The following is a 22,136-nucleotide window of genomic DNA, read 5'->3' on the forward strand; positions in this document are numbered from 1 at the left end:
CAAGGGGCAGGACATGAGTGACATAGCAAGCATGGACGCGCCGGCGAAAGCTGGGCGCGCGAGCGAACGGCACGCCTTCGAGACGATGTGGGGCGCGATGATGGTTGGGCCCGAAAGGGTCCGCTTCAGGCTCTGGGCGCCCGGGGAAAACGCCCTCAAGGTCCGGATCGAGGACGTTGAGCATCCGATGACCCGCAAGGCCGATGGATGGTTCGAGGCGATCGTGGACGGCGTGCCGACGGGGGCGCGCTATCTCTACGTTCTCGATGATGGGTCGAGCGTGCCCGATCCGGCGGCCCGCGCGCAGGCCGGGGACGTTCACGGTCCTTCCATCGTCGTTGACCCGCACGCCTATCGCTGGCGGGCGACCGGCTGGACGGCACGGCCGTGGGAAGAGACTGTCCACTACGAATTGCATATCGGCACCTTCACGCCCGAAGGCACGTTCGAGGCGGCCATCGAAAAACTCGATCACCTGGCCGATCTGGGGATCACCACCATCGAAATCATGCCGGTGGGCCAGTTCGAGGGCCGGCATGGCTGGGGCTATGACGGGGTGCTGATCTATGCTCCGCATCGACCCTATGGCACGCCCGAGGCGATGAAGGCGCTGATCGATGCCGCCCATGAGCGCGGCATGAACGTGGTGCTCGACGTGATCTACAATCACTTCGGTCCGGAGGGGAATTATCTCTCCGCCTATGCGCCCGACTTCTTCCACCCTGAGCGGCACACGCCCTGGGGCAATGCGATTGCCTATGAGAAGCGCCCGGTGCGCGAGTTCTTCATCGAGAATGCGCTCTACTGGCTCGAGGAATTCCGGCTCGACGGGCTGCGGCTCGATGCGGTCGACCACATTCATGACGAGGCCTCCGATCCCGAACTCCTGGTCGAGATCGGCCAGCGCATCCGGGCGGCCTATCCCGATCGCGCCATTCACCTCACCACCGAGGACAACCGTAACGTCACCCACTACCACGAGCGTGGCGAGCGGGGTGAAGTCGTTCTGTTCAGCGGCGAGTGGAACGACGACTTCCACAACGTTGCACACGCCATCGCAACGGGCGAGACCGAGGGCTATTACGTCGACTTCGTGGAGAACCACTGGTGGCAGATTGCCCGCTCCCTTGCCGAAGGCTTCGCTTATCAGGGTGAACCCTCGCGGCTTCGGGATGGCGAGCCGCGCGGATTTCCGAGCGGTCATCTGCCTCCGACGGCGTTCGTCGACTTCATCCAGAACCATGACCAGGTGGGCAACCGCGCCTTCGGGGAGCGGCTGATCGACCTTGCGGACCGCAACATGGTCGAGACGCTGCTCGCCATGCTGCTGCTATCCCCGCATATTCCGCTGCTCTTCATGGGCGAGGAATGGGGCGAGACCCGGCCCTTCGCTTTCTTCACCGATTTCAAGGGCGAACTTGCCGATGCGGTGCGCGAAGGGCGGCGCCGGGAATTTGCGAGCTTCGCGGCGTTCCACGGCGATGCCGAAAATCTCGAGCATGTGCCCGATCCCAATGCGCAGGGCACGTTCGAGGCCTCCCGGCTCAACTGGGATTGCCTCGATACCGAAGCGGGACAGCGCTGGATGGCGCTGACCAAGCGCCTCATAAAGCTGAGGCACGAGCGGATCGTGCCCCACCTCTATGCGGTCGGGCCCAATAGCGGCACGGTGGAACAAGCCGAGGACGGGCTCGTTTCGGTCAGCTGGCGATTGACGGGAGCCGTACTGCACATGGTGGCCAATCTCGACGACGAACCACGCCGCGCCAAGACGGTGTTGGCGGGAGAAGTGGTCTATGCGACCTCCGACGAGGTGCTGAAGGGCCTTCAGGAGCGTGGCGATCTGCCCGCGCGCACCATCGTCGTTACCATTGGTGGTGAACATCAGGATCTGGTGACCCTATGAACGATACGCTCGACGCGCTCGCCTCCCGCTATCACGTGATGGGCCGGTACTGGGGGATAGACGGCACTGCCCATGACGTGCCGGAGGCGACGCGCGAGCGAATCCTTGCCGCCATGGGCATGGACGTCTCCTCGCCTGAAGCGCTCGCTCGGGCGCTGGCGGAGGCTCCCGATGACCAGCCGGTCGTGATGCAACTGAGGCCGGGCACGCGATGCTTCGTCCCGGACTGGCTCGAGGAGGGCAAATGCTGGGGTATCGCCATCCAGCTCTATGCGGTGCGCTCGGAGCGCAACTGGGGCATCGGCGACTACGCCGATCTCGCCCGTCTCGGCGCCATCGGTGCGCGGGCAGGAGCGGATTTTCTCGGTACCAACCCGTTGCACGCGCCCTTCATGGCCGATCCGAATCGGCGGAGCCCGTTCTTCCCCTCCACCAGGCGTTTCCTCAATCCGCTCTATATCGCCGTCGATGACGTGCCGGGCTTTGATCCTGCAATGGTCGATGGGGACGAGATCGCGCGGCTTCGTGCGCTCCCTGCGGTCGATTATGTGGGCGTCGCCGCCCTCAAGCGCAGCGCGCTGCGGCAGGCCTTCGATCGGTGGCGAACCCTCGACGGCTTGCCCGAGCCCTATCGCCACGCCGATTTCGAGGCCTTCCGGACGCGAGAAGGCGTGTTGCTCGAGCGCCATGGCCTTTTCGAAGCGCTCTCGGAAGCCAAGACCGCGGAGGGTCTGGGCAGTGGCTGGGAAGGGTGGCCCGAGCCGCTGCACGATCCCGAAAGCGCCGAGGTCGCTACGTTCGCAGTCGAGCATGCGGCGGAAGTGCGCTTCCATGTGTGGCTGCAGTTCCTCGCCAGCGTGCAGCTCGAAGCGGCACAGGCGGCAGCCATCGCGGCAGGCATGCGGGTCGGCCTCTATCTCGATTTCGCGGTCGGAGAGGCGCCCGACGGATCGGGCACCTGGAGCAATCCGAGCCTCTGCATGCGTGGGGTCTCGATCGGTGCGCCGCCCGATTATTTCGCGACCGACGGACAAGATTGGGGGCTCGCCCCGCTGTCGCCGGCTGCGCTCGACCGGCATCAACGGGCGCCCTTCCGCGACATGATGGCAAGCTCCATGCGCTATGCCGGCGCGCTCCGGATCGATCACGCGATGGCGCTCTGGCAGCTCTTCCTCGTCCCCCATGGCGAGCCGCCCTCGCGCGGCACCTATGTGCGCTACCCCATCGAGGAGATGGTGGGGGTGGTGGCGCAGGCATCGCACGCCCATCGCACGGTGGTGATCGGGGAGGATCTGGGCAACGTGCCCGAAGGCTTCCGCGACCTCATGGAGATCGCGGCCATCCTCTCCTACCGCATCCTCTATTTCGAGCGGAATCCGGACGGCTTCATCGCGCCCTGGGACTATCCGCGCGAAGCTCTGGCCTGTCTTTCAACCCATGATCTGCCCACTATCGTCGGATGGTGGCGGGGCGACGACATGCCCTTGCGGGAAACCCATGGACTGATGTCGGCTGAAAGCGCCGCACGGCATCTGGCCGAACGCGCCACCGAGCGGGAGCAGCTGCTCGCCGGGCTCGTTCATTACGGCATCATGACCGATGCCGATGCGGACGCAGCGCGCCGGGCGGTAACCGACCGCGATGCAGATCTCCCCGAGGCGCTCGTGCTTGGCGTGCACGTCATGCTGGCGCGGACGCCGTCCCGCATGCTCGCCGTGCGGCTCGAGGACCTGGTGGGTCAGCGCGACCCGGTCAATCTGCCCGGCACCGTGGACGCCTATCCCAACTGGCAGATCAAGCTGCCCGTAGCGCTCGAAGACCTCGAAGGCCACGGGCTCTTTCTCGCGCTCACCGGTGCCATGGCCCGCGAGCGTCCGCGCTGACACGGCGCCATTGCAGCATCAAATCTGCGCCCGGTTGCGGTTCTGCTGGAGAATCCGCTTCCGGGCGCAAGTGCCTGATCGAAGACTCAATTGTCGGGGACGAAGACCAGCGTACCCAGCGGGGGCAGGGTGACGCTCAGCGATGACGGTCGGCCGTGCCAGCTTTCATCGAGCGCATTGAGATGGCCGGCATTGCCGACATTGGAGCCGCCATAGCGTTCGGCATCCGAATTCAGCACCTCGCGCCAGCGTCCGCCGAACGGCACGCCGATCCGATACTCGCTGCGCACCACCGGCGTCATGTTGCAGACGATGATGGCCGGCGGGCTCCCCTCGAAACCCTTGCGCATGAAGATGAAGACGGAATTCTCAGCGTCGCTCGCATCGATCCACTCGAACCCCTCCGGATCGCAATCGCGCTCATGCAATGCAGGGGTTGCGCGATAAAGCCGATTGAGGTCGGCAACAAGCGCCTGCACGCCCTGGTGCAGCGGATCGTCGAGCAGGTGCCAGTCGAGGGACTGGTCGTGGTTCCATTCGCGGGCCTGGCCGAACTCCCCGCCCATGAACAGGAGCTTCTTGCCCGGATGGGTCCACATGAAAGCGAAATAGGCTCGCAGGTTCGCGAATTTCTGCCAGCGGTCGCCAGGCATCTTGCCGAGCAGCGAGCCCTTGCCGTGGACCACCTCGTCATGGCTCAGCGGCAGGACGAAGTTTTCGGTGAAGGCGTAGTGGATGCCGAAGGTCAGCTGGCCCTGGTGATGACGCCGATGGATGGGATCGCGGCTCATATAGTCGAGCGTGTCGTGCATCCAGCCCATGTTCCACTTGTAGCCGAAGCCGAGCCCACCCTGGTCGACGGGGCGTGACACGCCCGGCCAGGCCGTGGATTCCTCGGCGATCGTCTGGATCCCCGGGTGACGGGCATAGGCCTGGGCATTCATCTCGCGCAGGAAAGACACGGCCTCGAGGTTCTCATTGCCCCCGAAACGGTTGGGGATCCATTCGCCGGGCTGGCGGGAATAATCGAGATAGATCATCGAGGCGACCGCATCGACGCGCAGCGCATCGATATGGAACCGATCGAGCCAGAAGAGCGCGTTGGCGAGGAGGAAGTTGAAGACCTCGTTGCGCCCGAAATTGTAGATGAGCGTGTTCCAGTCCTTGTGGAAACCGAGGCGCGGGTCGTCGTGCTCGTAAAGCGCGGTGCCGTCGAAGCGGACGAGCCCGTGCGCGTCCGACGGGAAATGCGCGGGCACCCAGTCGACGATGACGCCGATCCCCGCTTCGTGCAGCCGGTCGACGAAGCGGGCGAACGCTTCGGGCGTTCCGAAGCGGCTCGTCGGGGCGAAGAGCCCGATGGGCTGATATCCCCAGGACCCCGCGAAGGGATGCTCGCTGATCGGCATGAGCTCGATATGGGTGAAGCCCATTTCGGTCACATAGGGAACGAGCTCGGCCGCAAGCGCATCGTAGTCGAGCATTTCGTTGTTGGCGCCGCGGCGCCAGGACCCCAGATGCACCTCATAGATCGAGACGGGCGCGGAGAGCGCCTGCGCCTCTGCCCGCGTCTCCATCCAGTGGCCATCGCGCCAGTGATGATCGGGCAGGCCGTGGACGATCGAAGCGGTTTCGGGCGCATGCTGCTGGGCAAAGGAGACCGGATCGGCCTTCAGCGGCAGGCGCTCGCCATGGGCGCCGATGATCTCGTATTTATAGACCTCGCCGCGGCCGAGGCCGGGGATGAAGAGCTCCCACACCCCGACGCCGATCCGCTTGCGCATGGGATGACGGCGACCGTCCCAGGCGTTGAAATCACCCACAACGCTCACGCGCTGGGCGTTGGGCGCCCAGACCGCAAAGGCGATCCCGTCCGTCCCCTCGAGCGTGCAGGGGTGAGCGCCCAGCTTCCGGTATTGCTCGAGATGGCGGCCTTCGCCCAGCAGGTAGTCGTCGAGCTCGCCGAGAATGGGCGGGTAGCGATAGGGGTCCTCGACCTCCCATTCGAACGCTCCGGCGCGCATCCGCAGCCGGTAGGGGAACCTGACCTCGCGCCCGTCTATGAAGCGCGAGAAGAAGCCCTCTGGGTGAATGCGCTCGAGAAGCGCGACGCACTCTCCGCTTTCGGCATCGATCACCTCCACTTCGCCCGCCTGCGGGGCGAAGACGTTGACGGCGATCGGCCGACCATTGCCGCCCTGCATGCCGAGGACGACGAAGGGATTGCCGTGGCGGCCGCGCACGACCGCCTCGACGTCCGAGGGATAGGCGGACGGACGTGTCGTGGGGTCGGATTGCATCAGTTCAGGCCTTTTCGGATCAGCAGGTCGCGAACGCCCGAAAGCGGAATGTCGACCCAGTCGGGACGATTGCCGAGCTCGTAACCGATCTCGTAGATCGCCTTCTGGAGGGTGAAGAGATCAAGCAGCGCAAGGGCAAATGCAGGGTCGGTCGGATAGGACGCCGCGCCCTCGACATGGTGGCGATAGGCCTCGAGGAAATCGGCCGTCACCTGCCCCTGCCACGCGTCGGCGCGCGCCCGGCCCTCCTCGGAGATCGTGCCGGTGGCGAAGCGGCGTCGTGCGAGAGCGGTGGACCCCGCATAGTGGAACGAGCGCAGCATCCCCGCGACGTCGCGGAGCGGCGAGGATTTGGCACGGCGCTCGGCGAGGCTGCGTTTGGGCTCGCCCTCGAAGTCGATGATCATCACGTCATCCTGGGCGACCAGCACCTGGCCGAGGTGGAAGTCGCCATGAATGCGCGACTGCGCACCCGACGGCGTCATCTTGACCGGTGCCTTCAGCCGCTCGATGAGCGTCGCCTTGAGGCCGAGGATGTCTTCGGCAAGCGCTGCCGCCTCGTCCGAAAGATTGGCACGCTCGGCCTTCAGCCGATCGAGCATGGTTTCGGCTTCGCGCACGGCATCGTCCGACCAGGCCTTTACCGTCGCCTTTTCGAGCGGTTCGAGGGCGAAGTCGGCATCTTCGGTGTCGATCGAAAGCGCCTTGTGCAGTTCGGCCGTACGCTGGCCGAGCAGGCGCCCCATGAGGAGCGTCATCGAGAAATCGGCACCCTCCTCGTCGGGTGCGCGAACGGCCTCGCCGCTGTCGGAGCGTAGCGCATGCTCTTCGAGATCGCGGTGGAGCGCATCGGTGACGACGCTCCAGGCATCGCCCTGGTTGGGGACGAAGGCAAAGGCGGCCGCAAGCGTCGTCGGCTCGCCGGCTTCGGGGCGGTGCTCGATGGCGCCGAGGAAGGCTGGCGTATTGGGGTAGCCGGCCTCTTCGGTGAGGAAGCGCGCGATTTCGACATCGGGCTGCTCGCCGGCGCGCAGGCGCCGATAGAGTTTCAGGATCAGCTTGTCGCCATAGGCGATCGAAACGTTGGATTGCTCGACGCCGAGCGGCCGCGGCTCGCCCAGTTCCTCTATCGCAGAGAGCGCCTCGGTATTTTCGAAGACGATCTCGCCATCCGAAGCGTCGAGCGTCCGGCCCTCGCGCATGGCAGTCAGCAGGGTCTCAGCCAGAGCTTCGTCATGGACGCCATCGACCAGCGCGCCGGTGCGCGGGCCCTTGCGCAGCTTGGCGAGCGTATAGGAGAGCTTGGGCGCCCCCATCTGCAGGTTCTCCTCGCCCCAGCGCGCCGTCATGGGCAGGAAATAGCGCTGAGTTTCGCCATCAATCTCGACGTCGATGACGACCAGGGCGTGCTCGCTGTCCTTGAGTTCGACGAGCGGGGTCAGGGTGACCGCTCTGATCGCCTCGTCCTTGGAGCCGAACCAGCGCTGCAGCGGCAGGAATTGCGGCAGCGTGTCGGCTTCGAGCTGTCGCTTCTCGCGTCCGGTCAGCGCCGTCAGCAGGCGTCCGTCCCGGGTGGTGAGGGTGATGAATTCGGGCAGCACTTCAGGGAGCTGCTCGTGCCAACGCGGTGCCTCGGCTTCCTCGGCGAGGAGGAACCAGAAGAACCCGTAGGCGGGCAGGGTCACGAGATAGGGCAGATCGCCAACGGGCGGGAAGGCCGAGTGGCCCATGAGCTCGATCGGCACCGCGCCCTTGAAGCGGGACAGGTCCAGCTCCACCGCTTGCGCGGCGCGCGACAGGTTCGCGACGCAGAGGATGCGCTCGCCCTCATGCTCGCGGACATAGGCGAGCACCTTGCGGTTGCGCGGGTAGAGGAGCGTCATCGTGCCCCGGCCGAAGGCGTTGTGCTGACGGCGGACGGCGATGATGCGGCGCATCCAGTTCAGCAGCGAAGAGGGGTCGCCCTGCTGGCTCTCGACGTTGACGGCCTGATAGCCATAGACCGGATCGAGGATCGCCGGCAGGTAGAGCTGCTGGGGATTGACCCGCGAGAAATCGGCGTTGCGGTCGGCCGACCATTGCATGGGGGTGCGCACGCCGTCGCGGTCGCCGAGGTAGTAATTGTCGCCCATGCCGATCTCGTCGCCGTAGTAGACGATGGGGGTGCCGGGCATGGACATGAGCAGCGAATTCATCAATTCGATCTTGCGCCGGTCGTTCTGCATGAGCGGCGCCAGGCGCCGGCGAATGCCGAGATTGATGCGCGCGCGCCGGTCCTCGGCATAGGTGCGCCAGAGATAGTCGCGCTCCTGGTCGGTCACCATTTCGAGCGTCAGCTCGTCATGGTTCCGCAAGAAGATGCCCCATTGGCAGGGCTCGGGAATTTCGGGCGTCTGCCGGATGATGTCGGTGATGGGGTGGCGGTCTTCCTGCGCCACGGCCATGTACATGCGCGGCATCAGCGGGAAGTGAAAGCCCATGTGGCACTCGTCGCCCTCGCCGAAATAGGGGCGGGTGTCCTCGGGCCATTGATTGGCCTCGGCGAGCAGCATGCGGTCGGAATAGTTGCGGTCGAGCTCGGCGCGGATTTTCTTCAGAACGTCGTGGGTCTCGGGCAGGTTCTCGTTATTGGTGCCCTCGCGCTCGATGAGATAGGGGATGGCGTCGAGCCGGAGCCCGTCGACGCCCATGTCGAGCCACATGCGCATGACCTTGAGGACTTCCTCGAGGACGCGCGGATTGTCGAAGTTCAGATCGGGCTGGTGCGAATAGAAGCGGTGCCAGAAGAAGGCGCCCGCGACGGGGTCCCAGGTCCAGTTCGAGGTCTCGGTATCGGTGAAGATGATCCGGGTCTCGGGGAATTTGGTGTCGGTATCGCTCCACACATAGAAGTCGCGGGCGGCCGAGCCGGGCTTTGCCGCACGCGCTTTCTGGAACCAGGGATGCTGGTCGGAGGTGTGGTTGATGACAAGCTCGGTGATGACGCGCAGGCCCCGGCGGTGCGCTTCGGCGACGAACGCCTTGAAGTCCCGCATCGTGCCATAGGACGGGTTGATCGCGCGGTAGTCCGAGATGTCGTAGCCGTCGTCACGGAGCGGCGAGGGGTAGAAGGGCAGGAGCCAGATGGCGGTGACGCCCAGTTCCTGCACGTGGTCGAGCCGGCGCATCAGTCCGGCGAAATCCCCAATCCCGTCATTATTGGCGTCCTGGAACGCCTTGACGTGCAATTGGTAGATCACCGCATCCTTGTACCACTCGGTATCGGAGCGATCGATGATGCCGTCGACGCGGCTCGTGCCGGCGCGGGCGGTGTTCGGTTCGTTCAGGGGCTTGTCCATCAGCGATGTGCTCCGGGGGCAGTGAGGCGCCAGATGGCGTAGGGCTTGTGGTGCGGGTCGAGCCGCAGCTGGTGGACCTTGCCGGTCCAGGTGAAGCGGTTGCCGCTCACCATGTCCTCGACGTCCACGGTGCCATCGTCGGGCAGGCCGAACTCCCAGAGCGGCACTTCGAAATGAGTGTCCTGGGCGTTGTGCGGATCGAGGCACACATGGAAGAGGAAAAGCTCGGTGCCTTCCGTGCTCGCCTTGCCGTAGTAGATGACGTTCTCGTTCCAGGCCGTGTAGAATTTGAGATTGGTGAAATGCTGCAGCGCCTCGTGCTCGCGCCGCAGGCGATTGATGAGCCTGATGTCCCAGCCGATATTGTCGGGCTGGTCGAAATCCCAGACGCGGATCTCGTATTTTTCGGAGTTGAGGTATTCCTCCTTGCCGGGGACGGCAGCGGCTTCGGAAATCTCGAAGCCGTTATAGATGCCGTAATTGCCCGCAAGGGTCGCCGCGAGGATCAGCCGGGCCTGAAAGCCCGGACGCCCAGAATGCTGCAGGTAGACCGGGTTGATGTCCGGCGTGTTGGCAAAGAAGTTCGGCCGCATGTAATGCCGGCAGTCTTCGGTCGTGAGCTCGGTCAGGTACTGCTCGAGCTCCCATTTGAGATTGCGCCAGGTGAAATAGGAATAGCTCTGGGAGAAACCGACCTTGGCGAGCCGCTTCATCACCTTTGGCCGGGTGAACGCTTCGGCGAGGAAGATCGCTTCGGGATGGCGGGCGCGCACGTCCGCGATCATCCATTCCCAGAACGGGAAGGGCTTGGTGTGCGGATTGTCGACGCGGAAGATGGTGACGCCGCGCTCGATCCAGAACAGCACGATGTCGCGCAGGGCATACCAGAGGTCGGGGATCGCCTTCCTGTAGAAATGGACGTTGACGATGTCCTCGTATTTCTTGGGCGGATTCTCGGCGAATTTGATGGTGCCGTCGGGGCGCCAGTCGAACCAGTCCGGATGCTCCTTGATCCAGGGATGGTCGGGGGAGCACTGAATGGCGAAGTCGAGCGCGATCTCCAGCCCGTGCGCGCGCGCCGCGGCAACGAGGCGCGCAAAATCCTCGAAACTGCCGAGTTCGGGGTGGATGGCGTCGTGCCCGCCATCTTCCGAGCCGATCGCGTAGGGGCTGCCCGGATCGTCGGGACCGGGGGTCAGGGTATTGTTCCGGCCCTTGCGATTGGTGCGTCCGATGGGGTGGATGGGCGGGAAATAGAGGACGTCGAATCCCAGGTCGCGGACATAGGGGAGCCGTTTGATGACGTCGTCGAACGTGCCGTGCACTTCAGTATCGCCAGATTGCGAACGCGGCATCAGCTCGTACCAGGCGCTGAAGGCGGCTGCGCGCCGATCGACGAATATCTCGAGGATCCGCTCATAAACGGTCAGATCGGTGCGCAGGCCGGCCCGCTTCATGACCTCGATAATCGTCCGGTCGGTGAGAAGCGACAGGCAATCCTCGTTCTCCGTCACGCCCTCGAAGGCGGTCAGGAGCGCGTCGAGCGCGGCGCGATCGGTCTCGCTCGCATGAGCGGATTGGGTCGCCGCACTCTCGATGATCTGCCGGCCTTCCTCGAGCTCGAGGGTGATGTCGAGCCCGGCAGCATGCTTTTTCATCACCTCCTTGCGCCATGTCGCGTAGAGGTCGCGCCAGGCGATGATGGTGAACTCGTACATCCGGTTTTCGGGGAAGGTGAATTCGGCGCGCCAGCGGTCGTTGACCAGGATGGCGAAAGGGGTCTCCGTCCAGCTTTCTGTGCCCTTGGGGCGGGTAAGGAGCGCGGCGTCGATGACCTCGTGGCCATCGGGGAAGATGTCCGCCTCGATCGTTGCAGGCTGGCCGACCACGGCCTTGGCCGGGAAGCGACCGCCGTCGATTTCGGGATCGATGCCTTCAATTGCGATGCGGCGGGCGGCGAGCGCGGAAAGCGCCTCAAGCTCGGCCACCCGGTCGAGTGGCGCGCTGACGGGCGCCTGCTCGGTTTTGCTACGCCGCGGACGCGCCGTCTTTGCCCGCGTGATCGGTTGGTTGGTCCGTTCCGCCATGAAGTGCCCCCGGTCTGTGCATGCAGAAGGCTAATGTGCAAGGTCGGGATTGGTTTCGACCTACGGCGCCCGCTGTCGAAGCCGGGAAGCAAGAAATGACTTCTGAATGTCAATTCGATAGCATTGCATGCTCAAAATGATAGCTTGATTAGCACGTGGTACCTCATTATGCTCTGAAACAGGCATCGTTTGGCGTTTGGGGTGGTTTCATGGGATTGACCGGAGACGCGCTGGTTTCGTGGTTGCGCGAGGATTATCGACAGGCGCAGCGCGTCGTGCCGGGCCCGCTCGGTCCGCGGCCCATGGTCTATGCCGACTTCACCGCCTCGGGGCGGGTTTTGCCGGCGCTCGAGCGACGGTTGGCGCGGCATGTCGCGCCCTATTACGCTAACACCCACTCCGAAACGGCCTATACCGGCATGCAGACGACGCGCCTGCGCGAGGCTGCGCGTGCAGAAATCCGCGCGGCCGTCGGTGCCGGTGAGGAGCACGCGGTCATCTTCGCCGGCGCAGGCGCAACTGCCGGTATCGGCAAGCTCGTCGGCGCATTGAAGCCCGGCCCGGGTACGGTGATCTTCCTCGGACCCTTCGAGCACCATTCCAACGATCTGCCGTGGCGCGAATGCGGCGCGTTGATCGAGCGGATCCCGCTCGATCCGCATGGACAGGTCTGCCTCGGCACGCTCGAAGAGGCGCTTGGGCGTCACAAGGGCGCCACGCTGCGGCTCGGCGCTTTTTCAGCGGCCTCGAACGTCACCGGCATCAAGACGGATCTGCGTGCGATCGCGAAGCTCATGCATGCCCATGGCGGATGGCTCTTTGCCGATTTCGCCGCTGGCGCGCCCTATATTCCCATTGCGATGGGTGAGAGTGCGCCCGAGGCAGGGGACGGCATCGACGCCATTGCGTTCTCGCCTCACAAATTCCTCGGTGGCCCGGGCGCGTCCGGTATCCTCGTCGCTGACCGCAGGCTCTTTGCAAGCGCCGTTCCGACACAGCCCGGCGGCGGTACCGTCTCCTATGTCACGGCAGGACGGCATCGCTATGTCGCCGATATCGAGCGGCGCGAGGAGGCCGGGACGCCCAACGTGCTCGGCGACATCCGGGCAGGTCTCGTCATGGCACTGAAGGGCGCCATCGGTACGGACACGATCCACAGCGCCGAGGCCCAGGCCATCGACCGTGCTGTCGCGCGCTGGGGCGCGACTGGAGAGATCGAAATCCTCGGAGGTACCGAGGCGGAGCGGCTCGCCATTTTCGCGCTCGTCATCAGATGCGGCGAAAGCGTGCTGCATCCGGGGCTCGTCGTTGCCGTCCTCAACGATTTCTTCGGCATTCAGGCCCGGGCCGGCTGCTCCTGCGCCGGACCCTATGGCCACAGCCTCCTTGGCATCGACGAGGCTGGCGCAGCGCGCTACGAGGCCCGGGTGGCTGAAGGCTTCCCCATGTTCCGGCCCGGATGGACGCGGCTCGGCTTCCATGTCCTCCACGACGATGCCGAGATCGACTACATCATCGATGCCGTCGCCTTCATTGCGCGTCACGCCAAGGCCCTGCTCGGCCTTTACGCGCCCGATCTCCGCACCGGTCGCTGGACGTGCCGCATCGGTGCGTGCGCCGAGGCAACGGAGTTTTCTGCCCTCTGCGCCTGGGGCGAAGGTGAAGGAGAGGAGGCCGTCCCCGTACCGCCCTCTCGCGACGTGATCTTTGCTGTAGCGGACGCCGCCATCGCCGCCGGGGCCGGCATTCCGCACAGCCAGACCGAACTGCCCGAGGCGCTCGAGGTCGACCGCTGGTTTGCGGTTGGCGCCGCTGCGGCCTGAACCGATGGACTGAGAATGCCCCTTGCATTCACAATTTTACCATAGCCGGTTGATCGGGGAACCATAGGCCGTCCCAATCCTTCCATTGCCATTGGAAGAATTCGACGGGACCAAGGCCATGAGAATGAGATTTGGACGCGGAACGATTTCCGCACTCGTCCTTGGCGGGGTCGTTGCTCTGGTAATGATCCCCGGCGAGGGCACGGTGGACAGCGCAGTGGCGGAGAGCCTTGCCAGTCCGCCTGCGGAAGCCGAAATGATCGCCACCCTGCGCGAGTGGGCTAAGCCCACGACGCCGGTGGAATTTGTGCAGGTGCGTGCGGAGCCCGAACCTGCACCGCAAACCCTGCTGGTCGCTGAGGCTACACCTGAACCGGTTGCAGAACCCGAGCCCGAACGGCTCGTCGTGGCAGCAGACGTGCTCAATATGCGCGACGGGGCGTCCTCGGGCAGCGCGGTGGTCGACCGGCTTGCCGGTGGGACTGCGGTCGAGCTTGTGGGCACCGAAGGCGAATGGCGGCAGGTCCGCACCGCAGCCGGCACGACCGGATGGGTGCATGCCAATTTCGTCAGCAGCCAGTCGCTGTAGACAGCTTTCACCACGGAATGACAGCGCCCGCAGGTCCCCGACCTGCGGGTTTTTTTCATGTGCATTAAGCGCCGGTTCAGAAACATGTCGGATCATTCAGTCTTGACTGAACGATCCGAAGAGCCTAGTCGTCCGCCCATGACACAGCACACGCCAATCGACCCGGTCGTCAATTTCATCGAGCTCATGGGATTGCAGTTCCAGGGCGATGGCGCGCCACGGATCGCAGGGCGTATCTATGGCCTCCTCCTCATGGAAGGGCGTCCCCTGGGGCTGCAGGACATGGCGACGCGCCTTCAGGTCAGCCGCGCCAGCATCAGCACCAATGCCCGGCTGCTCGCGACAAAGGGTCTGGTGGAGCTCGTCTCCCAGCCTGGCGATCGGCAGGATTACTATCAGCTGATCCCCGTGCCCCATGTCAGCATTCTCGAGACGGTGAGCGCGCGCATGGCGAGCGCCGCCGAACGTATGACACAGGCCGAGGCTATGCTGCCCGAGGAGATGGGCGAGGCCAAGACCCGGGTGAGGGCGCTCGTCTCCTTTTACCGGCAGTCCGCAGATTTCATGCAGCGCTGGGTCCGGGAAGTCTCGTCCTAAAAGCGCCGCATCGCCATCCCCAATTCGACACACTGTACCGCGTCAGGTTTCCGCCCAGATGAACGAAATGACCCCGAGCAAGCCCGAATGGGCTCTTACGCGCCGTGATCGCAAGCGCCTGGAGCGGGCCGCAGCCGGCAAGCGGCCGCGCCGGAAATGGCCGTTCGTCCTCGCGGCGCTCGTCGCGCTCGGGGCAGGGGGCTATTTCGTGCTCGCCGGCAGCACGCCGCCCGAAGCGCCGGCGGAGGCCGAAATCGCCGAGCCGGTCATGCAGATCAGCCCGTCCGAAGTCACCGTTATCGCCCCGCGCCGCCTCGAACGCACGGTGCGCGTCACCGGCTCGCTCGTTCCCATGCGTCAGGCGCAGGTTGCCGCGCAGGTCAACGGGCCGGTCGACAGCGTCAATTTCCGGCCCGGCGACACCGTCTCGGCCGGCGATGTGCTGGTGCAGGTCGACATCCGCAATTTCCAGGTGCAGCTGAGCCAGCAGCGCAGCACCGCCCAGGCGACCCGGACCCAACTCGAGCTCGCCGAAACCCAGCTCGAACGCACCCGGACGCTGGTCGATCGGGGTCTCTCGCCTGCCAACACGCTCGAGCAGTCCCAGTCCAATGTCGATGGGCTGCGCGCCAATCTTGCTGCGCTTGAGGCGCAGGTCGAGACCGCCGAAATCTCGATCGAGAACGCCACCGTGCGGGCACCGTTCGATGGGGTGGTTTCCGAACGTCTCGTCGAGCCGGGCCAGACGATCAGTGCCGGAACCCCGCTGATGGGGCTCGTCGATCTCTCCAGCATGGAGGTGCGCGCCACCGCCTCGCTGACCGCCAGCGCACAGATCGCCGAAGGGCAGGATGCGACGCTCAGCATCGAGGGCCTGCCCAACCGGAGTTTCGAGGCCGAAGTGCGCCGCATCAACCCGGTTGCGGTCGAAGGCACGCGCACGATCCCCGTCTACCTGACGCTCGACAATCCCGACGGCGTCCTGCGCGGCGGCATGTTCGCGACGGGCAATGTCGTGGTTGCCGCCAAGGATGGCGCCATCGCCGTGCCGACCGCCGCGATCCGCGAAGACGCCGAGGGCGAGTACGTCCTCAAGATCGATGCCGACCGGACCCATCGCCAGGTCATTGCGCGCGGCGAAAGCTGGGGGGGCGGGCTCGTCGAGATCACGAGCGGGGTCGCCGAGGGCGACATGCTGGTAACAGCGCCCCTCGCACAGGTCGAGCCCGATATGGCGATCCGCATGGTGGAGCTCTAGGCGATGTTCCTTACCCGCATCAGCGTGCGTCACCCGGTCTTTGCCACCATGGTCATGGTGGCGATCCTGGTGTTCGGCATCTACTCCTACCAGCGTCTGCCCATCGAGCAGTTCCCCGATATCGACCTGCCTGTCGTCGCGGTGGTGACGAGCTATCCCGGCGCCTCGCCCGAGGCGGTGGAAAACGACATCGTCCGGCCCATCGAGGATGCGGTCAACACCATCAACGGCATCGACACCATCCAGTCGACGGCCCGTTCGGGCCAGGCCATGGTGATCATCCTGTTCGACATGGATGTCGCCTCCGCGACTGCCGCCCAAGACGTGCGCGACAGGCTCGCGACCATCGAGGGCAGTCTGCCCTCCAATGCCGATTCCCCACAGGTGCTGCGCTTCGACCCCGGCGCGCTGCCGGTCATGTCGCTCGCGATCAGTTCGGACCGCCTGTCTCCGCGCGAACTGACAGCGCTGACCGACACGGTCGTCGTCAACCAGCTCTCGATCATCCCCGGCGTCGGCAGCGCGACGGTGATCGGCGGGGTGCCCCGCCAGCTCAACGTGCTGATCGACCCAGATCGCCTCGCCGCGTTCAACGTCGGCATCGGGGAGGTGCTGAACGCGCTGCAGCAGGAAAATCAGAACCTGCCCGCCGGGTCGGTGCGGCAAGGCTCGCTCGTCCAGTCGATCCAGGTCGAGGGGCGCCTCGCCAATACGGAGGATTTCCTCGACATCATCGTGTCGCGCCAGGGCGGTCAGCCGGTGCGGCTCAGCGATGTCGCGACCATCGAGGACGGTGCGGCCGAAGAGGAAAGCCTTGCCATCATCAATGGCGAGCGGGCGCTTGCGGTCGATATCCTCAAGGTCCAGGGCGCCAACACCGTCGCGGTCGCCGAAGGCATCCGGCACGCCATCGCCCGCATGCAGGACGGTCAGCTCGGTGACGACGTCCATATCGAGATCGTGCGCGACAATGCGGTGCCGGTCGAGGACTCCTTCCATGCGGTGCAGAACATGCTCGTGGAAGGGGCGATCCTCGCGGTCGTGATCGTCTTCATCTTCCTCAATTCCTGGCGCTCGACGATCATCACGGGCATGACGCTGCCGATCTCGATCATCGGCACCATGATCGTGCTGCACTTCCTCGGCTTCACCCTCAACATGATGTCGCTGATGGCACTCTCGCTGTCGGTCGGCATCCTGATCGACGATGCGATCGTGGTGCGCGAGAACATCATGCGGCACCTGCACATGGGCAAGAACCACGTGCAGGCGGCGCTCGATGGCACCAACGAGATCGGGCTTGCGGTTCTTGCCACCACGCTCTCGATCGTCGCGGTGTTCCTGCCCGTCGCCTTCATGGACGGCATCATGGGGCGGTTCTTCCTGCAGTTCGGGGTCACCGTCTCGGTCGCTGTGCTGATCTCGCTGTTCGTGGCGTTCACGCTCGATCCGATGATGTCGAGCGTCTGGTACGACCCCGCGGCGGAGCCCGATGCCAAGCGCGGCCCGATCGGCCGGGTGGTGCAGCGGTTCGACACCTTCTTTACCAGGCTCACCGGGACCTATCGCGGCGTGCTGCGCTGGTGCCTGCGGCACCGGCTGACGACCCTCGGCATGGCCTTCCTCATGTTCGTGGGGAGCTTCTTTCTCGTGCCCATGGTGGGCGTGGAATTCGTGCCGGCGACGGATACGGGCGAATATCAGGTGGATATCCAGACCCCGGTCGGCTCATCGCTTGCCTACACCACCGAAAAAGTGCGGCAGGTCGAGCGCACGCTGCACGAGTTCCCCGAGGTGACGCGCACCTACGCCACCATCAATGCCGGCCAGTCCATGGGCGAGAACGCGGCCTCCATCCTCGTTTCGATGGTGCCGCAGTCAGAGCGTGAGCGCAGCCCGCAGGATATGACCGCGCCGACCCGTGCCGCCCTCGCGACGATCCCGGGGATCGATTATGCCGTGGGCGCGGCCGGGGGGCTCGGCGGCGTTGCCGCGCCCATCCAGATCAACATCTTCGGGGACAATTTCGACACGCTCGAGCGGCTCGCCGACACGCTGATCGCCGATCTGCGCCAGATCGAGGGCCTCGCCGATATCGAGAACAGCCTCGATGACGCACAGCCGGTGCTTGGCATCAGGGTCGACCGCGATGCGGCAAGCGACCTCGGGGTCAGCCTCGCCCAGATCGGGGCGACGCTCCGCCCGATGCTCGGGGGCGAACAGGTGGCCGACTGGACCGCGCCGAACGGCGACACCTATGACGTCGTCGTCCGCCTGCCCGAAGCGCTGCGCGACCAGCCTGAAGTTCTCGGCTCGCTGCCCATCGCCCAGAGCGGCGCGACGGGTTCGAGCGCGCTCATCCGGCTCGATCAGGTCGCCGAGATCGTCCAGTCGGAGGGGCCGGGCGAGATCGCGCGGCAGGACCTGTCGCGGCGGGTCAGCGTCACCGCCAACATTTCGGGAGCAGCGCTCGGGGACATCACCGGGCAGATCCAGGCCGCCATCGATGCTCTCCAGCTTCCCGCAGGCTATCGGGCGACCCAGGGCGGCGACGCCGAGCAGCTCGCCGAGACGGGCGCGGCGGCAGGCTCTGCATTGCTGCTCGCGGTCATCTTCATCTATCTGGTGCTCGCCAGCCAGTTCGGCAGCTTCCTGCAGCCGATCGCCATCATGATCTCGCTGCCGCTTTCGCTGATCGGGGTCATGGGCGGGCTCCTGGTCGGGGGCAGCACCCTCAACATGATGTCGATGATCGGTTTCATCATGCTCATGGGCCTGGTTGTCAAAAACGCAATCCTTCTTGTGGACAATGCCAATCAGCGCACCCGCGAGGGCACGAACCTTTACGATGCGCTGGTGCAGGCGGGGGTGACCCGCTTCCGCCCCATCGTGATGACGAGCCTCGCGATGATCTTCGGCATGATGCCGCTCGCCCTCAGCCTGCATGAAGGCAGCGGGCAGAATGCGCCGATGGCCCATGCGGTGATCGGCGGGCTCATCAGCTCCACCCTGCTCACGCTCGTGGTGGTGCCGGTGATGCTGACCTATGTGGACGGGCTGGGGCGTTTCGTCAGCCGGTTCACGCCAAAGGCGCCCGACGATCATGGGCACCAGATCGCGGCTCCGGCGCCGCGTACGCTGGAGGGGCCGGCCGAGTAGCGGCCGGTGCCGATGAGTGGTGTGGAGTAAGGACAGGTCCTATGCGTAGCCTATTGGGAACGACGGCGCTTCTCGCCACGATGCTGGCCGGTGCGATGGGGGTGCGGGCGGAAACGCTGCCCGAGGCGCTGGCCTACGCCTATGCCAACAACCCCAACATCGCCTCGGCCCGGCTCAGCGTCGAATCCTCAGGCGAGGACATCGCGATCGCCAAGTCCGACGCCCTGCCCAATATCAGCCTCGGGGCCAACTACACCGCCTCGTTCAGCGCCACCGACGACCTCTTCTCGACGAGCCAGAATTTCACGCTCGGGCTCAACTACTCCCAGACCATCTTCGACAATCATCGGACCGACGGGCAGGTCGAGCAGTCGCGCGCCTTTTCCGAACTCGCCACCCATGCGCTCGCCAATGCCGAGCAGAACGTGCTGCTTTCGGCAGTCGATGCCTATATGAGCGTCGTGCGCGACACACAGCTCGTCGCGATCCGACAGGAGAACATCGCCTTCTTCCGCGCGCAGGTGGGTTCGGCCAATGACCGGCTGCGGCTCGGGGAGGGGACGCGCACCGATGTCTCGCAGGCCGAGGCGCGCCTTGCTCAGGCCGTCGCCGCGCACCAGGCGGCGATCGCGAGCCTGCAGACGAGCCAGGCGAGCTATCAGCGCTGGGTCGGGCGGCCCCCGCAGAACCTCTCGGCGAGCTTCACCTATCAGGGCCTCCTGCCCCAATCGATCGACGAGGCCATCGAAACCGCGCAGGCCGACCATCCCGCCCTCAAGAGCGCCCGTGCGGCGATCCGGGCGTCCCAAGCCGGGGCCGACATCGCGCGCTCCGCGTTCGGGCCGACCCTGCAGCTCATCGGCTCGGTCTGCGCTGTCGGCTGCTTCGGGGCGGACGGGCCGGGCGGCATGAGCGGCCAGATCGGTCTCACGCTTTCGATCCCCATCTATGAGGGCGGCTCGCTCGGTGCGGGCCAGCGCAAGGCCAATCTCGAGCTCATCAAGAGCGAGGTGGACGCGCTCTCTTCCTATGACGAAGTCCGCGAGGCGATCGTTACCGCCTGGGCGACGGTGATCAACTCCGAGGCGCAGATCAGCTCCGCCCAGTCGGCTGTCGCCTCGGGCCAGGAATTCGTCTCCGGCCTCGTCGAGGAGCGCGATCTGGGGCTCCGCACGACGCTCGACGTCCTCGACGCGCAGTCCGATCTCGTCACCTCGCGCGAGGCGCTGGTGCAGGCCAATGCGAGCCGCGTCATCGCCCAGTACACCCTCCTTGCCTCGGTCGGCCGCTTGAGCGCGACCAATCTCGGCTTGCCGGTGACCGTCGAGGATGGGCAGGCCTATGTGCAGGTCGTCGAGGACGTCTGGCAGGAATTGCGCGCCGTTCCGGCGCCCTGAGCGGCGGCAGACGGAACCAATCCCGCCCCTTGCGCCTTGGCCCCCGGGGCATGCCTTGGCGCATGCGGATCTCGACGGGGGCAATATGACGGGCGCAATCATTGCAGGCGTCGCGGCAGGGGCCGCGCTTTTCGTGTTCTGGCAGGTTTCGGGCACGCTGTTGCTGATCTTTGCGGGCATCCTGCTCGCCGCCGTGCTCGATGCGGCGGTGCTGGGGCTCGGGCGCATCCTGCCGATCGCGCGACCTTGGCGGCTCGCCATCGTCGTCCTCGCCATCATCCTCGGCATGGCAGCCGCACTCCTTGCGGGCGGGCTGTCGCTCTGGGACAGGCTCGCCGATTTCATCTCCGGTCTCGGCGAACAGGTGGACGAGCTGATCGAGATGCTCGAGGGCTGGGGCGTGCCGGTTTCGGACATGGCTGAGAACGGCGAGCGCTGGCGCGAAATGCTGCCCGATCCCGGCGCGGTCTTCGGCCAGCTCGGCGCAATGTTCGGCACGACGTTCGGGGTCGTCGGCGACGTGGTGATCGCGCTCTTTCTGGGTCTCTTCTTTGCGGTCGATCCGGCCGGCTATCGCGACGGGGTGCTGAAGCTGATCCCCGTCTCGCGTCGCGCGCGTCTGCGCGAGGTGCTGGACGAAACGGGCGGCTCGCTCCGGCGCTGGCTCCTTGGCCAGCTCGCCATGATGGCGCTCGTCGCCGTTTCGGTCTGGGCGCTGCTTTTTGTCATGGGCATCGAAAACGCGCTGCTGCTGGGGCTCATCGCGGGGCTCCTCAATTTCATCCCATTCCTCGGGCCCCTGCTCGCCACCATTCCCGTCGTCCTCTCGGCGGTGGGGGAGGGTGGCACGACCTTTGTCATCGTGATCGTCGCCTTCCTCATCATCCAGAATGTCGAGGGCTATCTGATCAGCCCCTTCATCCAGCAGAAGGTGGTGCACCTGCCGGCCGCCTGGTCGCTCGCCTTCATGGCCGTGATGGGCGCGCTCTTCGGCGGGCTCGGGGTCGCGCTCGCCGCGCCGCTCTATGCGGTGCTCCGGATCCTGACCCTCAGGCTTTATGTCGAGGACCAGCTCGAAAAAGGCGGGCGCGTCGTTACCGAACAGCGCTGACGAGAGCCCGCACTTCGGGCAGCACCGCCGCAACGATCCGCGCCACGCCCTCTGCATTGGGGTGGATGCCATCGGGCTGGTTGAGCGTGCGCTCGAAGGCGACCCCGTCAAGGAAGAACGGCACGAGCCTCGCCCCGTACTCCTCCGCCAGCCGGGGGTAGATCGCGTCGAACGCCGCAACATAGTCGGGGCCGAGGCCGCGATTGGCCATCATCCCGAAAAGCAGCACCGGGATATTCTCTTCGGCCAGCCGGTCGAGAATGGCGGTGAGATTTCGTTCGGTGATCGCAGGGTCGATGCCGCGCAGCATGTCGTTGGCACCGAGCCCGAGCATGACCGCATCGGGGCGGTCGGCCAGCGTCCAGTCGAGCCGCGCAAGCCCGTCCTGGCTCGTGTCCCCCGACACCCCGGCATTGACGAGGTTGACGTCGAGCCCTTCGGCGTCGAGTGCGCGCTGCAATTGCGGCACGAAGCCATCGGCAGCTGAGAGGCCGTATCCGGCCACGAGGGAGTCGCCATAGACGACGATGGTCTGGGCACGCACGATACCGGTCCACGCGAAGTTGATGAGGCAGAGAAGGGCGATGAGGTATAGGGCTTTGATGGCGGGCCGGTGCCGCGCGCCGGTCGCCGAAACGCCATGATGGCGGGTATGCACTATCATTGAAGATCCTCTCCTGCCGGACGA

13 protein-coding genes are annotated in these 22,136 nt (G+C 65.3%); 9 read left to right on the forward strand and 4 right to left on the reverse strand.

Annotated features, from left to right (window positions below; all coding sequences use genetic code 11):
* Positions 1-13 precede the first annotated feature (13 nt).
* Both treZ and malQ read left to right on the forward strand, forming a co-directional pair.
* Positions 14-1,906: a malto-oligosyltrehalose trehalohydrolase gene (gene treZ / locus EMQ25_RS02455; RefSeq protein ID WP_244606438.1), complete on the forward strand. Its 1,893-nt coding sequence runs from the start codon at positions 14-16 to the stop codon at positions 1,904-1,906.
* Complete coding sequence (gene malQ / locus EMQ25_RS02460) at positions 1,903-3,789, forward strand: 4-alpha-glucanotransferase (protein WP_127186960.1); 1,887 nt, start codon at positions 1,903-1,905, stop codon at positions 3,787-3,789. The genes treZ and malQ overlap by 4 nt, the downstream gene beginning before the upstream one ends.
* Positions 3,790-3,875: 86 nt before the next feature.
* Here malQ and glgB read toward each other — a convergent pair whose 3' ends face one another.
* Genes glgB through EMQ25_RS02475 form a run of 3 tightly spaced genes read right to left on the reverse strand, consistent with a single transcriptional unit; the run spans position 3,876 to position 11,514 of the window.
* On the reverse strand, positions 3,876-6,089 hold the full coding sequence (gene glgB, locus EMQ25_RS02465) for a 1,4-alpha-glucan branching protein GlgB (protein ID WP_127186961.1): 2,214 nt from the start codon (positions 6,087-6,089) through the stop codon (positions 3,876-3,878).
* Positions 6,089-9,367 carry a maltose alpha-D-glucosyltransferase gene (gene treS, locus EMQ25_RS02470; RefSeq protein WP_204569867.1) on the reverse strand — a complete coding sequence of 1,093 codons (3,279 nt, stop codon included), beginning with the start codon at positions 9,365-9,367 and terminating at the stop codon, positions 6,089-6,091. The genes glgB and treS overlap by 1 nt, the downstream gene beginning before the upstream one ends.
* Before the next feature lie 59 nt (positions 9,368-9,426).
* Positions 9,427-11,514, reverse strand: a complete 2,088-nt coding sequence (locus tag EMQ25_RS02475) for an alpha-1,4-glucan--maltose-1-phosphate maltosyltransferase (protein ID WP_127186963.1) — start codon at positions 11,512-11,514, stop codon at positions 9,427-9,429.
* 209 nt (positions 11,515-11,723) lie between these two features.
* On the opposite strand from EMQ25_RS02475, the gene EMQ25_RS02480 reads away from it, so the two are divergent.
* The 7 genes from EMQ25_RS02480 to EMQ25_RS02510 all read left to right on the forward strand — a co-directional run bounded on the left by EMQ25_RS02480 (position 11,724) and on the right by EMQ25_RS02510 (position 21,448).
* Positions 11,724-13,337, forward strand: a complete 1,614-nt coding sequence (locus EMQ25_RS02480; RefSeq protein WP_127186964.1) for an aminotransferase class V-fold PLP-dependent enzyme — start codon at positions 11,724-11,726, stop codon at positions 13,335-13,337.
* 118 nt (positions 13,338-13,455) lie between these two features.
* Complete coding sequence (locus EMQ25_RS02485) at positions 13,456-13,926, forward strand: SH3 domain-containing protein (protein ID WP_127186965.1); 471 nt, start codon at positions 13,456-13,458, stop codon at positions 13,924-13,926.
* 138 nt (positions 13,927-14,064) lie between these two features.
* A complete protein-coding gene (locus tag EMQ25_RS02490) occupies positions 14,065-14,523 on the forward strand; it encodes a GbsR/MarR family transcriptional regulator (RefSeq protein ID WP_127186966.1) in 459 nt (152 codons plus the stop codon).
* 58 nt (positions 14,524-14,581) lie between these two features.
* Complete coding sequence (locus EMQ25_RS02495) at positions 14,582-15,781, forward strand: efflux RND transporter periplasmic adaptor subunit (protein ID WP_127186967.1); 1,200 nt, start codon at positions 14,582-14,584, stop codon at positions 15,779-15,781.
* Positions 15,782-15,784: 3 nt separating this feature from the next.
* Complete coding sequence (locus EMQ25_RS02500) at positions 15,785-18,940, forward strand: efflux RND transporter permease subunit (protein ID WP_127186968.1); 3,156 nt, start codon at positions 15,785-15,787, stop codon at positions 18,938-18,940.
* A 41-nt stretch (positions 18,941-18,981) separates the two neighbouring features.
* Positions 18,982-20,337: a TolC family outer membrane protein gene (locus EMQ25_RS02505; protein WP_127186969.1), complete on the forward strand. Its 1,356-nt coding sequence runs from the start codon at positions 18,982-18,984 to the stop codon at positions 20,335-20,337.
* A 55-nt stretch (positions 20,338-20,392) separates the two neighbouring features.
* The gene (locus tag EMQ25_RS02510) at positions 20,393-21,448 is read left to right on the forward strand and encodes an AI-2E family transporter (RefSeq protein WP_158625928.1); all 1,056 of its coding nucleotides are present in this window, start codon (positions 20,393-20,395) and stop codon (positions 21,446-21,448) included.
* Here EMQ25_RS02510 and EMQ25_RS02515 read toward each other — a convergent pair.
* Entirely contained in the window at positions 21,432-22,112 is a 681-nt protein-coding gene (locus EMQ25_RS02515) for an arylesterase (protein WP_127186971.1), read from the reverse strand. The two genes, EMQ25_RS02510 and EMQ25_RS02515, sit on opposite strands and share 17 nt — an antisense overlap.
* Positions 22,113-22,136: the final 24 nt, after the last annotated feature.

Origin of the sequence: Arsenicitalea aurantiaca, assembly GCF_003994485.1 — a bacterium.
Classification (GTDB): Bacteria; Pseudomonadota; Alphaproteobacteria; order Rhizobiales; family Devosiaceae; genus Arsenicitalea; species Arsenicitalea aurantiaca.

Coding starts and splice junctions, on each gene's coding strand:
- treZ (WP_244606438.1), top strand. CDS start 14: ATGAGTGACATAGCAAGCATGGACGCGCCGGCGAAAGCTGGGCGCGCG.
- malQ (WP_127186960.1), top strand. CDS start 1,903: ATGAACGATACGCTCGACGCGCTCGCCTCCCGCTATCACGTGATGGGC.
- glgB (WP_127186961.1), bottom strand. CDS start 6,089: ATGCAATCCGACCCCACGACACGTCCGTCCGCCTATCCCTCGGACGTC.
- EMQ25_RS02475 (WP_127186963.1), bottom strand. CDS start 11,514: ATGGCGGAACGGACCAACCAACCGATCACGCGGGCAAAGACGGCGCGT.
- EMQ25_RS02480 (WP_127186964.1), top strand. CDS start 11,724: ATGGGATTGACCGGAGACGCGCTGGTTTCGTGGTTGCGCGAGGATTAT.
- EMQ25_RS02485 (WP_127186965.1), top strand. CDS start 13,456: ATGAGAATGAGATTTGGACGCGGAACGATTTCCGCACTCGTCCTTGGC.
- EMQ25_RS02490 (WP_127186966.1), top strand. CDS start 14,065: ATGACACAGCACACGCCAATCGACCCGGTCGTCAATTTCATCGAGCTC.
- EMQ25_RS02495 (WP_127186967.1), top strand. CDS start 14,582: ATGAACGAAATGACCCCGAGCAAGCCCGAATGGGCTCTTACGCGCCGT.
- EMQ25_RS02500 (WP_127186968.1), top strand. CDS start 15,785: ATGTTCCTTACCCGCATCAGCGTGCGTCACCCGGTCTTTGCCACCATG.
- EMQ25_RS02505 (WP_127186969.1), top strand. CDS start 18,982: ATGCGTAGCCTATTGGGAACGACGGCGCTTCTCGCCACGATGCTGGCC.
- EMQ25_RS02515 (WP_127186971.1), bottom strand. CDS start 22,112: ATGATAGTGCATACCCGCCATCATGGCGTTTCGGCGACCGGCGCGCGG.